This is a genomic window from Bacillus sp. FSL M8-0063, assembly GCF_038005545.1.
Lineage (GTDB): Bacteria > Bacillota > Bacilli > Bacillales > Bacillaceae_G > Bacillus_A > Bacillus_A wiedmannii.
Genome location: NZ_JBBOTJ010000001.1, coordinates 4,197,970 through 4,216,325 on the forward strand (window position 1 = coordinate 4,197,970; position 18,356 = coordinate 4,216,325).

The 18,356-nt window shown below is 37.7% G+C and carries 21 protein-coding genes; 5 read left to right on the forward strand and 16 right to left on the reverse strand.

Features of this window, described 5'->3' with window-relative positions; translation table 11 throughout:
- Nucleotides 1-81: 81 nt before the first annotated feature.
- The 3 genes from pulA to pepV all read right to left on the reverse strand — a co-directional run bounded on the left by pulA (nt 82) and on the right by pepV (nt 4,532).
- Entirely contained in the window at nt 82-2,223 is a 2,142-nt protein-coding gene (pulA, locus tag MKX31_RS21445) for a type I pullulanase (protein WP_098101730.1), read from the reverse strand.
- Nucleotides 2,224-2,360: 137 nt separating this feature from the next.
- Nucleotides 2,361-2,906: an RNA 2',3'-cyclic phosphodiesterase gene (gene thpR / locus MKX31_RS21450; RefSeq protein ID WP_340981493.1), complete on the reverse strand. Its 546-nt coding sequence runs from the start codon at nt 2,904-2,906 to the stop codon at nt 2,361-2,363.
- A gap of 219 nt (nt 2,907-3,125) precedes the next feature.
- Nucleotides 3,126-4,532, reverse strand: coding sequence for a dipeptidase PepV (pepV, locus tag MKX31_RS21455; protein ID WP_340981494.1), 1,407 nt, complete (start codon nt 4,530-4,532; stop codon nt 3,126-3,128).
- A gap of 357 nt (nt 4,533-4,889) precedes the next feature.
- Between pepV and MKX31_RS21460 the strand changes: the two genes are divergently transcribed.
- The gene (locus tag MKX31_RS21460) at nt 4,890-5,111 is read left to right on the forward strand and encodes a DeoR family transcriptional regulator (protein WP_000805512.1); all 222 of its coding nucleotides are present in this window, start codon (nt 4,890-4,892) and stop codon (nt 5,109-5,111) included.
- An 81-nt stretch (nt 5,112-5,192) separates the two neighbouring features.
- On the opposite strand, the gene MKX31_RS21465 is transcribed toward MKX31_RS21460, so the two are convergent.
- Both MKX31_RS21465 and MKX31_RS21470 read right to left on the reverse strand, forming a co-directional pair.
- Entirely contained in the window at nt 5,193-5,921 is a 729-nt protein-coding gene (locus tag MKX31_RS21465; RefSeq protein WP_001234944.1) for a pseudouridine synthase, read from the reverse strand.
- 41 nt (nt 5,922-5,962) lie between these two features.
- Entirely contained in the window at nt 5,963-7,615 is a 1,653-nt protein-coding gene (locus MKX31_RS21470; protein WP_088047658.1) for a putative polysaccharide biosynthesis protein, read from the reverse strand.
- Between the two features lie 265 nt (nt 7,616-7,880).
- Here MKX31_RS21470 and MKX31_RS21475 point away from each other — a divergent pair, with 265 nt between their 5' ends.
- A complete protein-coding gene (locus MKX31_RS21475) occupies nt 7,881-9,152 on the forward strand; it encodes a BaiN/RdsA family NAD(P)/FAD-dependent oxidoreductase (RefSeq protein WP_000558876.1) in 1,272 nt (423 codons plus the stop codon).
- Nucleotides 9,153-9,394: 242 nt separating this feature from the next.
- Nucleotides 9,395-10,831, forward strand: a complete 1,437-nt coding sequence (locus tag MKX31_RS21480; RefSeq protein WP_098275978.1) for an MDR family MFS transporter — start codon at nt 9,395-9,397, stop codon at nt 10,829-10,831.
- Between the two features lie 32 nt (nt 10,832-10,863).
- Here MKX31_RS21480 and MKX31_RS21485 read toward each other — a convergent pair whose 3' ends face one another.
- Complete coding sequence (locus MKX31_RS21485) at nt 10,864-11,187, reverse strand: ArsR/SmtB family transcription factor (protein WP_000098837.1); 324 nt, start codon at nt 11,185-11,187, stop codon at nt 10,864-10,866.
- On the reverse strand, nt 11,188-11,619 hold the full coding sequence (locus MKX31_RS21490) for an SRPBCC family protein (protein WP_000437776.1): 432 nt from the start codon (nt 11,617-11,619) through the stop codon (nt 11,188-11,190). It abuts the gene before it with no gap.
- Nucleotides 11,620-12,043: 424 nt separating this feature from the next.
- On the opposite strand from MKX31_RS21490, the gene MKX31_RS21495 reads away from it, so the two are divergent.
- A complete protein-coding gene (locus MKX31_RS21495; protein ID WP_033659785.1) occupies nt 12,044-12,271 on the forward strand; it encodes a DUF3973 domain-containing protein in 228 nt (75 codons plus the stop codon).
- Between the two features lie 34 nt (nt 12,272-12,305).
- Here the strand turns inward: MKX31_RS21495 and MKX31_RS21500 are convergent, their stop codons facing one another.
- Together MKX31_RS21500 and MKX31_RS21505 are read right to left on the reverse strand one after the other, a co-directional pair.
- On the reverse strand, nt 12,306-12,488 hold the full coding sequence (locus MKX31_RS21500) for a sporulation protein Cse60 (RefSeq protein WP_000621751.1): 183 nt from the start codon (nt 12,486-12,488) through the stop codon (nt 12,306-12,308).
- A 1-nt stretch (nt 12,489) separates the two neighbouring features.
- Complete coding sequence (locus MKX31_RS21505) at nt 12,490-12,726, reverse strand: DUF2553 family protein (protein ID WP_000533808.1); 237 nt, start codon at nt 12,724-12,726, stop codon at nt 12,490-12,492.
- Between the two features lie 255 nt (nt 12,727-12,981).
- Between MKX31_RS21505 and MKX31_RS21510 the strand changes: the two genes are divergently transcribed.
- Entirely contained in the window at nt 12,982-13,476 is a 495-nt protein-coding gene (locus tag MKX31_RS21510; protein ID WP_000451449.1) for a CarD family transcriptional regulator, read from the forward strand.
- A 197-nt stretch (nt 13,477-13,673) separates the two neighbouring features.
- Here MKX31_RS21510 and MKX31_RS21515 read toward each other — a convergent pair whose 3' ends face one another.
- From MKX31_RS21515 to MKX31_RS21545, 7 genes are all read right to left on the reverse strand, one after another.
- Nucleotides 13,674-14,459: a glucose 1-dehydrogenase gene (locus MKX31_RS21515; protein ID WP_064474535.1), complete on the reverse strand. Its 786-nt coding sequence runs from the start codon at nt 14,457-14,459 to the stop codon at nt 13,674-13,676.
- A 13-nt stretch (nt 14,460-14,472) separates the two neighbouring features.
- Complete coding sequence (gene glcU / locus MKX31_RS21520) at nt 14,473-15,330, reverse strand: glucose uptake protein GlcU (protein ID WP_064474534.1); 858 nt, start codon at nt 15,328-15,330, stop codon at nt 14,473-14,475.
- Nucleotides 15,331-15,366: 36 nt separating this feature from the next.
- Nucleotides 15,367-15,786 carry a DUF3888 domain-containing protein gene (locus MKX31_RS21525; RefSeq protein ID WP_064474533.1) on the reverse strand — a complete coding sequence of 140 codons (420 nt, stop codon included), beginning with the start codon at nt 15,784-15,786 and terminating at the stop codon, nt 15,367-15,369.
- Nucleotides 15,787-15,878: 92 nt separating this feature from the next.
- Complete coding sequence (moaD, locus tag MKX31_RS21530; RefSeq protein WP_064474532.1) at nt 15,879-16,112, reverse strand: molybdopterin converting factor subunit 1; 234 nt, start codon at nt 16,110-16,112, stop codon at nt 15,879-15,881.
- A gap of 2 nt (nt 16,113-16,114) precedes the next feature.
- On the reverse strand, nt 16,115-16,579 hold the full coding sequence (moaE, locus tag MKX31_RS21535) for a molybdopterin synthase catalytic subunit MoaE (protein WP_000185929.1): 465 nt from the start codon (nt 16,577-16,579) through the stop codon (nt 16,115-16,117).
- Nucleotides 16,576-17,091 carry a molybdopterin-guanine dinucleotide biosynthesis protein B gene (gene mobB, locus MKX31_RS21540; protein ID WP_064474531.1) on the reverse strand — a complete coding sequence of 172 codons (516 nt, stop codon included), beginning with the start codon at nt 17,089-17,091 and terminating at the stop codon, nt 16,576-16,578. The genes moaE and mobB overlap by 4 nt, the downstream gene beginning before the upstream one ends.
- On the reverse strand, nt 17,061-18,350 hold the full coding sequence (locus MKX31_RS21545; protein ID WP_064474530.1) for a molybdopterin molybdotransferase MoeA: 1,290 nt from the start codon (nt 18,348-18,350) through the stop codon (nt 17,061-17,063). Before MKX31_RS21545 ends, mobB begins: the two co-directional genes overlap by 31 nt.
- Nucleotides 18,351-18,356 lie beyond the last annotated feature (6 nt).

The window sequence follows — 18,356 nt, forward strand, 5'->3', positions numbered from 1 at the left end:
GTCATAGAATGACAACTTATCAAAATCGTCACCTTTGTCAATTCTACATTTATTACATTCTCATCGTCAAGTAGCGATTTGTCACATTATCGTCAATATATACGTGCTAATTGGAGCCAGCTGAAGTTCCTTTCCTCTAAATGAAGAAATTGGCTCTATTTTCGCTTGCTTTTCATTTACTAACACATGCCACGTTTCTTCTTTCGGAAGTTGCACTGTTTTAGCTTCTAAACCGCTATTAAATAAAACTACAATCTCTTTCCACGGTCCAAACGATTCTGCATGCCCTAGATGATATGCAAGTACTTCTGGAGAGGTTTGCAAAAAAGCCATGTGCTTTTTTATAAGGTCTGCGTTTTGTAATCGGAATGCTCTGTGCTCTTTGCGAATCGCAATTAAACCTTTTATATAGTTAACGGTCTCTATCTCTTTCTCTTTTTGATCCCAATCTAATTGATTAATTTCATCATTTGCATTATAACTATTTTCATTTCCTTGCTTCGTACGATAAAACTCTTGCCCAGCATGTAAAAAAGGAATGCCTTGCGAAAGAATCACCATTGCGCTCGCTAGAAGGTGACGTTTTTTCAAAATCTCTTCTGGCTCTTCATTACTCCGCATTAGTTTATCCCACATCGTCATATTGTCATGACATTCTACATAGTTAATGCTTTGCACAGGCTCTAGAAACAGACCTGTTTCTTTCATACTCAAAAGACTTCCCGATGCTATATACTGCAAATGATTACAGTCTACATGCCCACCAAATGCAAAACCACGCTTATTTATATGAAAGGTACTCCCTTTTATCCCATCACGAAATTGATCATTAAATTGCGCAATATGCGGCATTTTCTTTGCATTATTTAACGTTGCTTTTTCTTCGGCAGGAAGTGGTGTTTGTAGCTCCCACCCTTCTCCTAATAACAATGCATCTCGCTTTATGCTTCGCACTTCTTTTTCTATTATATTCATTGTATCAACATCTAAAATTCCCATTAAGTCGAATCGGAATCCATCAACATTGTATTCAGTAAGCCAATATAAAATAGACTCTACAATAAATTTCCTCATCATTTTCCGTTCAGATGCTATATCATTTCCGACTCCCGTCCCATTAGAAGGCATACCATCTTCACCATGACGAAAATAATATCCTGGGACAAGCTTTTCAAATGATGATAGCTCTCTTTCATACACATGATTATATACAACATCTATAATTACCCTAATGCCGTGCGCATGAAATGTTTCAATCAACTGTTTACACTCTACTATCCTGTTATACGGATCAGAGAGGTCTGTAGCATAATATCCCGTTGGCGCATTGTAATATAACGGATTGTAACCCCAATTATATGCAGAGGAAGGATTCGCCTCATCTACACCACCGAAACAATATAAAGGCAATAATTCAACATGTGTAACACCCAAATCTTTTATATAGGACAAGCCTGTTAACGTCCCATTTCGCCCTGTTGTTCCTTCTTCCATTAGCCCCTTATACGTTCCTTTTTTACTCACTCCACTGCCCTGATGAATCGTAGCATCACGAATATGCAGTTCATACAGTATGGCATCTGTCATTGCCTGTAATGGTGGTAATTGCTCTCGTTTTGTTACATTTATCTTTTCCAAATCAATAATAACGCCGTACTTCCCATTTACAGTCACTGACTTTGCGTAAGGATCCACCGCTTCATTCCATATTAAATTAATACAAACAAGAAATGTATACTTTGCTCCGGCTAAATCGCCTTGTAATGTATGAGTCCAAACCCCATTTTCTCCTCTATGCATTTCATGATCGGTATATTCTTTATCACTTTTATAAATCCTTACTTTCGCAAGCCTCGCAGTTGGAGCCCATACTTTAAATGTCGTTGCTTCTTTTTGATACACGGCTCCTAAATCTGTACCTTCGTAATAATACTTTTCATCGAAAATCACTGTTCTTATGACAGCACCTATTTGTAAATCTGTTTCTTCATTTCGTTCATCTCGTACTGTATAATACTTCCCCACATCTAGCGGCTCTTCTATAAAGCACTCATACTTCGTTGCATCCGGAAGCGCAATTGTATGAGAAATCGGTAAATCTTTCACGTTACTTCCTTCTTGCAAACGAAATGTCCGGCTTGTTCCATACGCATGTGGGAGCAAAATTGTAATTTTATTCATTTCATCTAAATAGGCATCAAATGGACGTTTTACTTTCAACATAAAAAAATCACCATCATTCTTAAAGTTAAATGAAACGAGCTGCAAATGATAAGGCTTTTCTTATCAGCAAGGCTCTATACAGTAACACATTATTCTCTATAGTATATTCACCTGTATAAAAAACGTTTTCATACATTCTATTTTTGTAATTTTATTTCAGCAATCGCTTTATACTTCGGTGTCTCCTTTACGTGAGATTCGTATAAAGTAATCGTATCCGCTTGAAATGATATTTCAGGCACTTCCTTTATATGTTCTAAATCAAACTTCTCTTCTCCTACCCATTTGCGAGCAACAGTAATATGCGGATGATACGGGCGCGTTTCTAAAGAAAATCCATTCTCTTCACAAATAGCATGTACTTGTTTTTGTAACTGGAACAAATCGGGATTCTCGCTTACCTTCGACAAAAAAATACGTGGCCTATCTTCCATACCGAACGTTGAAAATCCTTGTAATGTGAACGATAGTTCTTTCGTTTCTGTAAGTGTTTGTAATCCATTCTTTATTCCTTCTAATTGTTCCTCTGTCGCACTACCTAAAAATGAAAGGGTAATATGATAGTCTTCTTTATGTACCCATGAACGAAATGGTAATTCCTCCTGCATTTCTTCTTTATAGTTAGACAGCACTTCTTTTATATGATTTGGTAACTTAATCGCGACAAAATAATGCAGCTCCATGTACATCTTCTCCTTCTTTCTATTGTTGCTTTTCTTTCTTATCTCATTCAATTAAAAAGAATCAAACTTCTCTAAAAGTCTAACCAAGTTAAGGTCGCGTTAATAAATGAAATTATATCGACATTTCGACAAGGAATATCGACTTAACAACAAACGATGCGTAACAGAAAACCGTCCCAAAACATGTATTGGGACGGCCTCTTCTTATTTATATATCCATTACTTCGCTAATTCATGAATTGCTTGCGCGTAAATTGCTGTCGCTTTTAATAAGTCTTCAATTTCAATGTACTCGTCTTTTTGATGTGCAAGTTCTTCTTTTCCAGGGAACAACGGACCAAATGCAACGCCAGCTTTCAATGAACGAGCATAAGTACCGCCGCCAATCGCTAATAGCTCTGCTTTTTCACCTGTTTGTTCTTCGTATACGCGCTGCAACGTACGAATTAATACGTGGTCTTTATCAACGTGATGTGGGCGAGAGTTCGAATAGTCTGCTACTGCAAACCCATGAGTACCAACATATCCTTTTAACTTCGTGATCATTTCTTCAAAGTTAGTCGTAACTGGATAACGTACATTTAATCCTAAATTACCACCCTTTTCTTTCGTATAAGAAAGTCGACCAACATTCACTGTTAATGGTCCGCTAATATCGTCTTTATAAGAAATACCAGCGTTCTCTCCTAAAATATCTCCTGTAAATGTTTCTGTTACAAACGATGCAAACGAAGCCCCTTTTCCATCAAGAGCGACTTTCGTTAAGAAGTTTGCCAGTAATAAACCTGCATTCTCGCCCTTCTCCGGAGTAGATCCGTGAGCTGAAACCCCTTTAATTTGCAACGTCACCGTATTACCTTCTACAATTGCTTCACCTATTTTTTTAGCAGTTTGTAAATACTCTTCATATGCTACTGTAAGAGCATTTACATCTTCTCCTGTAATAATCGCTTCTGCAAAATCAGGAACCATATTTAAACGGCGACCTGATTCAAATGAAACAAGTTCATATGTACCTTTCTTCTCTTCACTACCACTTTGCACAACTTGTATATCAGAAATTCCTTTTTCTGCATTAATAATTGGAAAGTCTGCGTCTGGCGCAAAACCGATTGTTGGCATTTCTTCGTTTTTAAAGTAGTGATCTACACATTTCCAATTGCTTTCCTCATCTGTTCCTAAAATCATACGAACGCGTTTTGAAAGAGGTAAACCTAATTCTTTCACAATCTTCATCGCATAATAAGCTGCCATCGTTGGGCCTTTATCGTCAATTGCACCACGTGCAAAAATCTTTCCATCGCGAATATCTGCACTGTATGCAGGAGTCGTCCAGCCATCTCCTTCTGGTACAACGTCAACGTGACAAAGAATACCTAGTAAATCTTCTCCTTGTCCCATTTCAAGATGACCTGCATATCCTTCTAAATTTTTAGAAGTAAAACCTTCAGTTTCCCCTTTATGTAACATGAAAGATAAAGCTTTTTCTACACCTTCACCGAATGGTGCGCCCTCTTTCGCCGATTCTTCTTCCCATACACTTTTAATTTGTAAAAATTGTTGCGTATCACGAATTAAATCATCTTTTCGTTTTGCAACTTCTTCTGTCCAATTAATCGCTGACATCACGCATCCATCCTTCACTATATTGTTTCTTTCATCATAACAAACCGAAATCTCTTATGCCATACACGAAAACTAAATACCGAACAATTGTAATATTTCAGATATTTCTCATTAGTTTTTCTTTTATTTTTTCAAAAAAATTTGCAGGAATTTGGCGTTTTACGTAGAATTTTATGATTTAGTTGACTGACCATATATACAATGTCAACTACCAATATTTTTCTATATGAATATTTGTTAAACTTTTGTAAAATTTAAGTAGATTAAAGCATGAATTTTATCATGTAGAGTACAATGGTAGTAACGACCTTCTTTCCTGAATGGGGTCAAAAAAACTAGTAGAGGAGTGGTTTTCTCTTGAAACCTACAACTACTCGTATGCTAACACGCATTAAATCAATTTATATGTACATCAATGAAAACGGAACGGTAACGACGAAAGACCTTGTAGATGAGTTCGGGATCACACCGCGAACGATACAACGTGATCTAAATGTGTTGCAGTTTAATGAACTCGTGTATAGCCCTTGCCGCGGTAAGTGGACAACAACAGGAAAGAAAGTGAGAATGACCTCATAATGAAAAAATAATTGTATGTAAATAAATACATACCCCTTTCTAACTCATTAGAAAGGGGTCTTTTCTGCGCCAAAAACAGCACTATTTCTCAGTATCTACTTGATATGTTTTTAACATTTCTACTTCTTCATCTGATAGCTCTCGGTATTGTCCAAGTTCTAGCTCTTCATCTAATACTAATGGTCCCATCTCTGTTCTCTTTAGGTAGACTACTTTTTTCCCTACCGCTTCAAACATACGCTTCACTTGATGGAACTTTCCTTCTGTAATCACAAGCTCGATTTCAGAAATCTCATCGCTTTTTAATATTGTAAGTGCACCTGGCTTTGTTTCATAGCCATCATCTAAAATAACACCTTTAGCAAACTCTTTTACATCCTCTTCTGTTACTACTCCTGCAACGTGTGCATAATATTTTTTCGGCACATGCTTTTTCGGAGATAACAATTGATGTGATAACTTCCCGTCATTTGTTATTAATAAGAAACCTTCCGTATCAATATCAAGTCGTCCAACTGGGAACGGATCAAAGATTGCATCTTCTAACTCTAATAAATCTATTACCGTTTCATGATTATCATCTTCCGTCGCTGAAATAACGCCTTGTGGTTTATGCAACATTAAATAAACAAACTCTTTATATTCCACAACTTCTCCGTGAATCATAACTTCTTGCTCTTCTACATTTACATGAACCTTCGCATCTTTCACTGGCGTTCCGTCAATTTTTACAACGCCGTCTTTCAATAATTTCTTTACTTCTTTTCTACTTCCATATCCCATATTTGCTAATAATTTATCTAATCTCACGTTTTTCACCTTCTTTATTTATCATAGAAAAGGGGACGTAATTACGCCCCTTTTGATTTCAACTTTATTTTGAATCTATTGCCAAGTTTACGTTGGATTTTCTCTAACGCTTCTCCGCCAAACACTCGTTCAAGTACTCCTGTGCGAATTGCTAACAATCCGTACACAAGACCACCAATACCTGCACAAACCACAACTGTAATAAGAGCACCCATTCGGCCATCAGACGAGATCATGAAGGACAGAATCCATTGTGATAACTTTACAGCAATGACCATTACAAGTGTTAATACTGCAATTTGGAAAGTTCTCTTATATACAACACCAAACGAATAGTGTACATGTTTTTTGATTTGTCGATTCGTATACCATACGGAAGCTAAGAATCCGACCGCTGTTGCTAAAATCGCTCCAACCGTACCGAAATAACGAATAAAGATTACGTTACATACGAATTTCAAAATAACACCCATAATAAGCGCGACAATCGCATGTTTTTGTTGATTGATTCCTTGCAGAATTGCTGCTGTTACTGTAAATAAAGCGAATAACAACGCAACCGGTGCATACCACATTAATACTTGTCCACCTAGTGGATCTGAGTCATAGAACGCAGTATAGATTGGATATGCAAGTGTTGAAATACCGACAACTGCTGGCAATGTTAAGAACATATTTGCCTGGAATGTTTGTGTAATTTGTAACTTTAAATAACGGTATTGTTTTTCAGTAAATGATTTTGTAATCGCTGGTACAAGCGTTAAACTAAACGCTGTTGCAAGCGATACAGGAATCATAATTAATTTATGCGTCCACATTGTGAAAATACCAAGCGCTCGCTCTGCGATATCACCTTGGCCAATCGCTTGCATAATTGAGTTAAATGTCAATGTATCAATTTGTTGATATAAAGGAATTGTTAACCCAATCACAACGTAAGGAATCGCATATGCAAATAATTCTTTAAATAACTGAACCGTACTCACTGTCGATTCTGGTACAGTTTGTTCAATTAAATATTGATCCAAATGTTTTTTACGTTTTAACCAGTACCAAATGAGTACACCGAGCGCTCCAACTGCTGAAACGAACGCAGCAAATGTCGCTACCCCAACTGCTGTTGCAACTGTACCGCCAAGTACTTTAATAACGATAAAACTACCCGCTAATAAAAAGACAATACGAATAATTTGTTCAATAATTTGCGAAACAGTAGTCGGTCCCATCGATTGGTGACCTTGGAAATAACCACGAATTAAACTCGCTGCTGGTACAACAATAAGTGCAAAACTTACAAGACGAATAATCGTCGTAACTTCTTCTACATTACTGTGTATACTTTGTTTACCAAGCATTGCTTCTGCAAACAGTGGCGCTGTCATGTATAGAACTAGGAACGAAAGAATTCCTGTTACTATCATCATAACCATTCCCGAGCGGAACATTCTCCGGCTCGTTTTATAATCGCCAAGCGCATTATATTTGGAAACAAATTTGGAAACAGCAAGCGGCACCCCTGCCGTTGCAATACTTAAAAAGATCGTATATGGAATGTATCCATATGTATAGAGCGTTCCGCCTTCTGTACCTACTAATGCATGAAACGGAAAGACGTAAATCATGCCTAAGAACTTTACTAAAAATGTCCCTAACGTAACAATAAGCGTTCCGCGCAGAAATTTCGAATCGGACATACAAAAATCCTCCTACATCTACATAAAGTGAAACTATAATTAGTTGAACTATTCGAGTATTTACAGGCTACCAAATACCCTTTTTATTTCTCTTATATCTTAAGGTTTTAGTCTTATTGCCCACAAATAGCAGGATAGTGCTGAACTCTAACTTTTGTATTGTACCACAATTCTCTCCTTAAGCAGTACTTCACTCTATTTTTCTTTTAAGGGAAAACATGCTATTCTTTTAGGCAGGAAATGTAGAAAATGGGGTCGATATATTATGCATTATGATGTTATTGTCATCGGCGGCGGGCCTTCTGGGCTAATGGCTGCAATCGGTGCTGCAGAAGAAGGCGCAAGTGTCTTACTTCTTGATAAAGGAAATAAACTAGGACGTAAACTTGCGATTTCTGGTGGTGGTCGTTGTAACGTAACGAACCGTCTACCACTTGATGAAATCGTTAAACATATACCAGGAAACGGTCGCTTCTTATACAGCGCTTTTTCTATTTTCAATAATGAAGATATTATTACATTCTTCGAAAAGCTTGGCGTGCAACTAAAAGAAGAAGATCATGGTCGCATGTTCCCTGTATCAAATAAAGCACAATCAGTAGTAGACGCACTTTTAACACGATTAAAAGACTTAGGTGTAAAAATCCGTACAAATACACCTGTTGAAACGATTGAATATGAGAACGGTCAAACGAAAGCAGTCGTACTACAAACTGGTGAAGTGTTAGAAACGAATCACGTCGTTATCGCTGTTGGCGGAAAATCTGTTCCTCAAACTGGTTCTACTGGAGATGGATATGCTTGGGCTGAAAAAGCTGGTCACACAATTACAGAACTATTCCCAACAGAAGTACCAATCCTTTCAAACGAACCATTTATTCGTGACCGCTCCTTACAAGGTCTTGCTTTACGCGATGTAAACTTAAGCGTATTAAACCCGAAAGGAAAAGCTATCATTTCTCACAAAATGGACATGCTCTTCACTCATTTCGGCCTATCCGGTCCTGCCGCTCTTCGTTGTAGCCAATTCGTCGTGAAAGCACTGAAAAAGTTTAAAACGAACACGATTCAAATGAGCATCGATGCATTGCCTGAAGAAAATAGTGAACAACTATTCCAGCGCATGCTGAAACAAATGAAAGAAGATCCGAAAAAAGGAATTAAAAATGTTTTAAAAGGTTATGTACCTGAACGTTACTTCCTATTCTTATTAGAAAAAAATGAAATTGACGGTAGTGAACAAGCTGGACAAGTTTCTCACGAGAAGATTCGTGCACTTGTGAAAGACTTTAAAGAGTTTACTGTGAATGTAAATGGTACGCAGTCAATTGAAAAAGCATTCGTTACTGGCGGCGGTGTATCCGTTAAAGAAATTAACCCGAAAGAAATGTCTTCTAAATTCACGAACGGCGTATATTTCTGCGGAGAAGTTCTTGATATTCACGGTTATACTGGCGGCTATAATATTACATCTGCTCTCGTTACTGGTCGAATTGCCGGAACAACAGCTGGAGAAAACGCGAAAATGCAATACTAGAAAAGAAACAGGGATTCCTGTTTCTTTTTTTATAGGTACATGAAATTATATCGGCGATTCCCCGAATTTATCAACGATTCTTCAACTTATATCGGCAATTTCCCGAATTTATCGACTTACCGACAAGAAGCGACAAATATCCGCTCCACGTAACTTCCCATTGCTTTTTTGTTGCTTTATATACCTTAGTACCTTTATATTTTATATTGTTGAATATTTGAAAAAGGGTAAGGGGAAAAAATATGAGAAAAAAAGTCATGATGTCTTTAATGCTAATGACGTTTCTTTCTGCGGTAGAAGGAACGATTGTTAGTACAGCGATCCCTCGTATAACGAGTGATTTGTCAGGCGTCGAACTTGTTAGTTGGGTATATGCAATTTATATGCTTGCAACAGCTGTTTCGACTCCAATATACGGAAAGTTAGCTGATTTATTCGGCCGTAAAAAAGTTTTACTCATCGGAGCTACAATCTTCTTAATCGGTTCTGCACTTTGCGGAATCGTTACGTCAATGGAACAATTAATTTTCTTCCGTGCTCTTCAAGGTATAGGTGCTGGTGCTGTTATGCCGATCACAATGACGATTATTGGAGACTTATATAGCGAAGCGAGAGACCGCGCGAAAGCACAAGGTTGGATGAGTGCCGTTTGGGGTGTATCGGGTGTTATCGGACCGTTAGTAGGTGGATTCTTAGTGGATTCCCTATCTTGGCGTTATATTTTCTTCTTAAACGTTCCATTCGGAATTATCGCTTGTTTAATGATTGTAATTTACTACAAAGAATCTATTAAGCCAGCTAAACACCATATCGACTATCTTGGTGCAACAGTCTTCTCATTAAGTACGATCGCTCTACTATATGCATTATTAACAGGTAGCAGCAAGCAAAACTGGGGAGACATAACAATTATCGGCCTACTAATCTTCGCCGTCGTTTCATTCATTATTTTCTTATTTATCGAGAAAAAATCTCCGGAACCATTAATTCCGCTAGCACTTTTTTCTAACCGTACATTATCTACGATAAACATATTAACGCTCATTGCTGGCGCGATGATCATTAGTATTACAATGTACCTTCCAATTTGGAGCCAAGGTGTATTAGGAAAAAATGCGACAGAAGCCGGACTTATTTTAATGCCAATCCCTGTTATGTGGACATTTGGCGCTATTTTCTCTGGTAACTTAGTAGGAAAATTAAAAACGAAACAAATCATTTTACTTGGAGCTAGCATTTTATCAGTCGCTACGTTCTTATTATTTACATTATCAACAAATTCACCATCGTTCCTTATTTATGTAGCAGTCGGATTATTTGGCTTAGGAATGGGGCTTGTGACACCAATTTATATGGTAACAATTCAAGCAGCCGTACCAGCTCATACACGCGGAACAGCCGTTGGTTTAAACACATTTATTAATACATTTAGTCAAACGTTAGGTGCTGCAATCTTTGGAACAATCTTCAATACGATGATTCACGCACGCGGCATTAAAAATCTTGACCTTGTATCTGGTGGACACGGCGGAACTACAGCAAATGTAGCAACCGAATCGCAAGAGGCATTAGCATCAAGTGTACACGTCATTTATATGAGTACTTTCGTATTAGCAGTATTTACACTAATTATCGCTTGGATTTTATTAAAACCAGCTACACAAACAAGTGAGCAATAATAAAGAGGATGACCATTTCGGTCATCCTCTTTTTACTCTTCATTCTCCACAATATGTTTCAGCATGGACAATTTATTATCCCAAAAACGTTCATAATATGAGAGCCACTGTTGTAATTCCTCTAATGGTTCTGGATGTAAACGATATATCTTCTCTCTTCCGCTTTTTCTTCCGCTTACTAAATTCGCTTCTGAAAGAATATGAAGATGCTTTACAACCGCAGTACGGCTCATCGGAAAATGATCCGTTATTTTGGAAATCGGTAACTCTTTATCACTTAATAACCGTATTACTTCTCGGCGGGTTGGGTCAGCAATTGCTTGAAATACATCATATTTCGCTGCTGATGAGGACACTTAGCCTTCAACAACCTTTTTCAGTTTTTCATTTACAATCGCTACCCAGCCTCCGCTCATTCTATCGCGAATAATAGAGCTCTTCGCATTCGCTTTCGGAAGAATTTCATCAGGATGTTTCCAGCCGCCGTGAATTAACGTAAATTCTGTTTTATTATCTCCTAGGTCTTTCAGATTAAATGAAACGACCCAGCCATCTGTATCCCATGAGAAAGATAGATGGTTTGGTTCATCAATTTCTAACACTTTACATGGTGATGGGCCAAATGGTGATTGCACATGAAATTCATGTCCTACCTCTAATACAAAATCATTCGGCATAAACCATGACGCAATCCCTTCTGCAGTTGATACTACATTCCATACTTTTTGAATAGACGCGTTAAAAACGATCGTTTGTTTAATATCAGTTAATGTATTTTGTTGTTCCATTTTCATTCTCCTTTATTCGCCAATTAAATATAACACCTTTTGGTTACACTTCGATAATATAACACCTTTTAGTTTCATGTCAACGCTAGTTATTTTTTAATGTTGAGAAATTCTCAACATTTTTTCAACAGGACAAACACCCTCTGAGCATTTCCTCATAATATACTCACAAAGGCAACAAAAAATAAAAACTTCTCTCAACATGAAACTCCATCATTCATCTTGAAAGAAGCGCCTTACGTATATCATGCGTATTTCGTCTCTCCTCCTTCCCTCAGAGACACTACGCGAGATATGAAAAATCAGAAGGAATATGCCCACCATTTGAGTAGGTAGTTATTTCTCTTCTCCTCAACATTTCCTTAGGAGCGAAATGACTACCGACTCACTTTTTTCAAACAAACATAAAAAGGGGATGAAAGCTATGTTCTATTGCATTAACTGCTCTGACATTCATCATGAAAAACATCCGAATGATAAAGTATTCAAAAACGGTTTTTATATTGATCCATTTTTAGGTGATCGTTATCACCTTGGTATGTGTACAGATGCCCAAAATCATGAAACTGGGGAGCCTCTTTTAACGACAAAGAAATTAGGCACACCCCAATCTATTATGAACGTATTACCGACACATGTCGTCCCAACATAAAACATAAAAAAGAGCTGGCTCACCCAGCTCTTTTTTATGCTTTATAAACAATCATCGCTGAAAAACAATAAATTTGGTTTTCGTCATCATTAATGGAAACACCGACTTGGTACTTAATATCTACAAAATTACTATCATCAATCTTTTTCAAAAAAACATTTACAGCGTCTTCTAAGTCTTTTTCGTGACTTTCATCAAACACTTTCACACGAATCATGTTAACACCATCCTAGATCGCAGCCCTCCGCCGCTTGATTATTGCCACGGTGCGTATCTATGATGCGATAAAATTTTCCATCTTCATATATATATCCGTCTTCTAACACATATTGTTTACCTTCAGTATAGACATAAAACTTACCTATCATAAATTTACTCGTATATAATTCCAAATAATCCGGTCTAAATTTAGCTACAACTTTATTTGTAATATCAATTCTTATTGTGCGCCCCACCTTCTCTCCCTCCTCTACAAAGAACGGATTTAGGTATATTGTATTAGCGATTTTACATTTTATGCTTAAAAATAAGTGGATATGCCTTCTTTCTTCGCCTGTACTATTTTTCAAAAAAAATCATCAATAAATAAGAGCAAAAAAATATATAAAAAAAAGAGTTTTTACTTATTGACTATAATATAAACATTATGGTATTATATAAAATTTGACATTTTTACTCATATGTGCTATCATTAAAATTGGTTACCACATATGGAGGTGGATGATTTGTTTCAAATTGGCGATAAAATCGTTTATCCAATGAACGGCGCAGGAGTCATCGAAGCCATTGAAGAGAAAGAAATATTAGGAACAACACGTCAATATTGTGTGATACGTATCATTAGTAAAGACATGCAAATAATGCTTCCTATGGATCAATTACAAAAATCAGGTATTCGTTATATCGTAGATAAAGGTACGTTAGATGGTATACTTCTTGAATTTCAAAACGGGGAATCAGACACATCACTTTCCTGGAAACAGAGATATACAATGAATATGGAAAAAATGAAAAACGGCAATCTGCAAGATAGCGCAGAAGTTGTTCGCGATTTACTTCGCCGTAATAAAGAGAGAGCATTAAATGCGAGCGAAAAACAAATGCTAGATAATGCACGCAAAATGATGATTAGCGAAGTTGCACTTGTGCAAAATGTTTCTGAACATCAAGCAACAGAATTTCTTCAAGATACAATTAATCATTAAATTTAAAATAGCCGACCGCTATTTTTTTTTTTGCAGAAAAAAGGACAAAGAGATAGAGTAAAACTTTAATCAGTGGGGGTTTTGTTCATCCCCCACTAATTATCAGCTCCCACCTAACTTCTTTGCTTCCGCTGAATTTTGAGGTGGTGGTCTTACTGCCCAGCAAATAGCGGGATAAACCTCTTTGCCCTTTTATATTACCCGCGCCCTGCTTGAAACGACGGGTATAAAGTCATTCCACCATCTGCAAATAACGTAATTCCAGTTACGTAACTCGCTTCTGAGGAAGCAAGCCAAGTTGCGACTGCTGCAATTTCTTCCGGTTTTCCAATGTAGCCCATCGGTATCATACTTTCTACGTCAGCACGTTTTTTAGGATCAGCAAACTTTTCGGCATTAATTGGCGTATTTATTGCACCTGGCCCAATATTATTTACTCGAATACCTTTTGGTGCATACTCTAACGCTAACGTTTCTGTCATTAGTTTAATACCGCCCTTACTCGCCGCATAGTGCACGAATAGTGGCCACGGAATTTTCTCGTGAACACTCGACATATTAATAACAGAACCTTTAATATCATGTTCTACAAAATATTTAATCGCTTCACGGCTTCCTAAAAAAGCACCTGTTAAATTTGTATTGATTACTTTATTCCAATCCTCTAACGGCATTTCATGCGACGGGACCGCGTTTTCTATCCCTGCATTATTAATCATAACGTCAAGCGTACCAAACTCTTTCACAGCAGATTGAATGAGATTCACAACATCAGATTCAACTGTCACATCCCCTTTTACAGCAATCGCTTCTCCGCCTATTTTTTTAATTTCTTCTAATACATCATGCGCTTCTGACTCTCGTGAGCGATAGTTAATTACTACTTTTGCTTTCTCCTTAGCAAACCTTACTCCCATCGCTCTTCCAAGACCAGTTGCTGACCCTGTAATAACGACAACTTTTCCAGCTAAATCACTATACATTTCAATACCTCCTTTAACTTTTTGCAACACCTAACATAATTCCCGCCGCGATAATAAAAACGATACCGACGACAATCCCCGTTAATTGACGTTTCGTTTTCTTTTCACCTAATATAAGAATCCCGCCAAGCGTTGAAATAATAATTCCCATTTGCGATAGTGAAAAACTTGTTGCCACTCCAACACGCGGCTGCGAAATGAATAAAAACATATTACCAGCTGCCCAAATTAATCCTGGAATAATATTTCGTATTGCATATTTATTAAATGGATGATGTTTAAACGTAAGCAAAATGCCCCCTAACACCATACCAACTGCTTGTGGCAATAAAGCTGACCAACCATCTACGTTAAATAGTCTAATCACTACCACGTAAACTAAATAACCGACTGTTGAAATCAATAAAATGATAATGCCCCTTTTGAAATTCCCCGCCTGTTCTGCACTCTTTTCTTCTTCACTTTGAAGTGATGTTAAAATAACACCGATAATAATACAAATAAGAGCCAAGACGCCAAGGATGACTGATATAGTCGTGGACCACTCATGAAATACGATGACTCCAAATAAAGTCGTCGCAACTAATTGCAGTCCTGTTGAAATGGGCATCGTTCTCGAAACGCCCATTAAATCAATACTTTTTAATTGATTCGCCTGACCAAGTGCCCAAAATAAACCTGACACAATTCCAACTCCAATAACAGTAGGAGTTAATACTGGCTTCACAAAAATATAAACAGCAATTGAGAAAATAAGTGCTCCAAACGTTGTACCAAGCGTTTGACTATACGGCCCCCCGCCCAGTTTCACGTTAAATAGCACAATACTTCCCCAAAATATAGCCGGTAAAATCGCTAAAAGTATGTCCATCGCTCATTACCTTTCTTTACTAAATGTCATAAGTTATCACTCTGAATCATTAGAGTGCGCTTTTATTTTTTCTTTTTCCCGTTCACAAACCTTTTCTGCAATAGCACCAGAAACATTCTTTTCTCGCTCCACCTTCTTTATTTTCACGTGATCTAAATGATCTTCCAAAGTAAGTGTAACTTTATCATTCGGCGGATTATGTGCACCTTGGAACGTAAGAAATTGTAGCGTGACTTCAAATCTAGGAACGAACTCATCTTTCTTACCGAGACGCTTTATATTTATAACTGAAGCACACTCATATTGATCTTCTGTCACTTGCCTAATAACTGAATAGTACCTATTCGATAATGCACTCTCTAACAGCTGTTCCCTAGATTCTTTCGCAAAAGAATCACTTGGAGAAGAAAAAAAGATTGCACATAGCGTTGTAATAACTACACATATTTTTTTCATAACACCCTCCTTGTTCTATAAGTTAGTGTTCGCAAAACTTCCATAAAAAAACGACTTCCCTATGTAGGAAAGTCGTTTTAATGAATCCAATATTAACCACCGCTCACTGGTGGGATTAGTGCAACAACATCACCATCTCGGATCGTGTCATCTTCATTTGCATATTCTTCATTAATCGCAACCATAATTGATGCTGCCATTGGTACATTATATTCTTTAGCAACAACATCTTTTAACTCTGCAACCGTAATATTTTCTTTCTCTATTTGTAACTCACTTGTTCCTGCTTCCTCTTGCAAGTACGCAAATAACAATACTCGAATCATACTTATAGCTCCTTCCCAGGCTCTCCCGCCGGATATGGTGTTTTCTCTAATTGATCACCAATCCATGAGTCTCCATCTTCCCAAAACTCCTTTTTCCAAATCGGAACAATTTGTTTTATGCGTTCCATAATGTATTCATTCGCCTCATAAGCCGCTTTACGATGCGGTGTTGAAACAGCAACAACAACCGCGATATCAGAAATTTGCAGTGTACCGATGCGATGTGTAATCGCAACGTGTGTACCTGGCCACTTCTCTTTCACTTCTGAGCCAATTTTCTCTAGCATCTTTTCTGCCATCGTTTTATAAGCGACATATTCTAAGTATAATGTACGACGCCCTTTCGTAAACTCCCTAACCGTTCCAATAAATGTTGTAACAGCACCACATTCGCGGCGAATAACCTTCTTCGCTACCTCTTCAATCGAGATTTCTGTATCAATTACTTCATAATACGTATTTGTCATTTCGTACTCCTTACCGTTTGTATAAACCAGTCTATATACAACTCTTCTTCTGTTATATGAAATACTTTATATTCTTCTCGTAAGTTTGCGGGAGCATCATGCCACGTAATAATCGCTACTATATTTTCTACTTTATGTAAAAGTTCAACGTCTTCCGCAGAACGAAGTAACACTACTTTCGGATAGCTCTCTTTTTTATAGCCCTCTATTAAAATTGTATCCACTTCAAAAAACTCATATAAGCGAATAATTTCTTGCAAGGACCATTCCTCTCTTAATGACGACAGTGAAAGTAATCCAGCGCCTTCTACACTACTGACAACAGCACCAGCCTTTCGGTGCCTTTCACTATCTTTTTGCGCTACTTCTGGAAAACCTCCGTGCCCGTGATGTTTAATGGCAGCAACTTTCATTTTCTGTTCAGCTAACGCATGCACTATTTTCTCAACAAGCGTTGTTTTCCCGCTATTTTGATACCCTACTATTTGTAAGATTGAAGGGGTTTTTCCCATGGCCAATCACATCCCTCGGCGTGCTCTAACAACAATACAGTTACTTTCATCCCTGCCTCAAATCCTCTCGTTCCTCCAGGCAACACAATAAAAGCATTCGCATCGGCAAGTGAAGAAACCGCACTCGATTTATCTAAACCGACCGGCATCGCTTGTAATACCCCTTCCGCGATTGTTACCTTTGCTCTTACAAAACGAGTAAATGGATTTGGCTTTGGAAAATCTTTTTGCAAAATAGCATCAGCTCTATATACGTGAGGCTCTTTCACATACAAATATGTTTTTATAACCGGATGCACAAATAACTCAAAGCCTACGTAGCAAGCTGATGGATTCCCTGATAAACCGAAAAGTAACTTCCCATCAACTTCAGCTACTGTCGTTACACTTCCTGGTCTCATTGCTATTTTATTAAAGAGTACATTCGCTTGTAATCTTTCATAAATGGCCGGCAAGTAGTCATAATCTCCTACCGACACACCGCCTGTCGTAATTAAAATATCAACCTCATCCATCGCCGATTGAACAGCTGCAAAGCATGCATCTAACTCGTCAGCAAGTTGGCCATAATAACGAACTTTCCCTCCGGCTTTCATAATTTGAGCTGCAATCATATAAGAGTTACTGTTTCTAATTTTCCCCGGCTGTAACGACTCATGTACTTCTAACAATTCACTTCCTGTCGTCACGATACCAACAACAGGCTGTTTTACAACTTTCACAGTACTATATCCAAACGTCGCTAATAAGGCCGCAACACCTGGATTAATTGCAACACCTTTCTTAACGAGAACTTGATTTTGCTTTATATCTTCCCCTTTAAATGACACATTGTCACCACTATGAAAAGGACGCTTTACCTTCATATATGTTTTTCCGTTCTTCTCAAACCCCTCCGTCAGCTCTAGCATTACGACTGCATTACATCCCTCTGGAATAGCTGCTCCCGTCATAATACGAACCGCTTTAAAAGGCGCTACTTCATCTAAAAAAACAGATCCTGCTCCGATTTCTCCTATTACTTCAAACTCAATCGCATTCTCTTGATTTGCTTCTTTCGTATCTTCTGCTCGAATTGCGAAACCATCGTAAGGAGACCGATCAAAATGAGGAACGTCATGATCAGAGACAACATCCTCTCCAAGAATTCTCCCGTAACTTTCCGCAATAGAAACTTCTTCTACTTCACCATTCTTCGTATATTCCATTACTCTCTTTACTGCCTCAGCAACTTGAATCGGAATTCGTTTTTCTACCATCGTTTC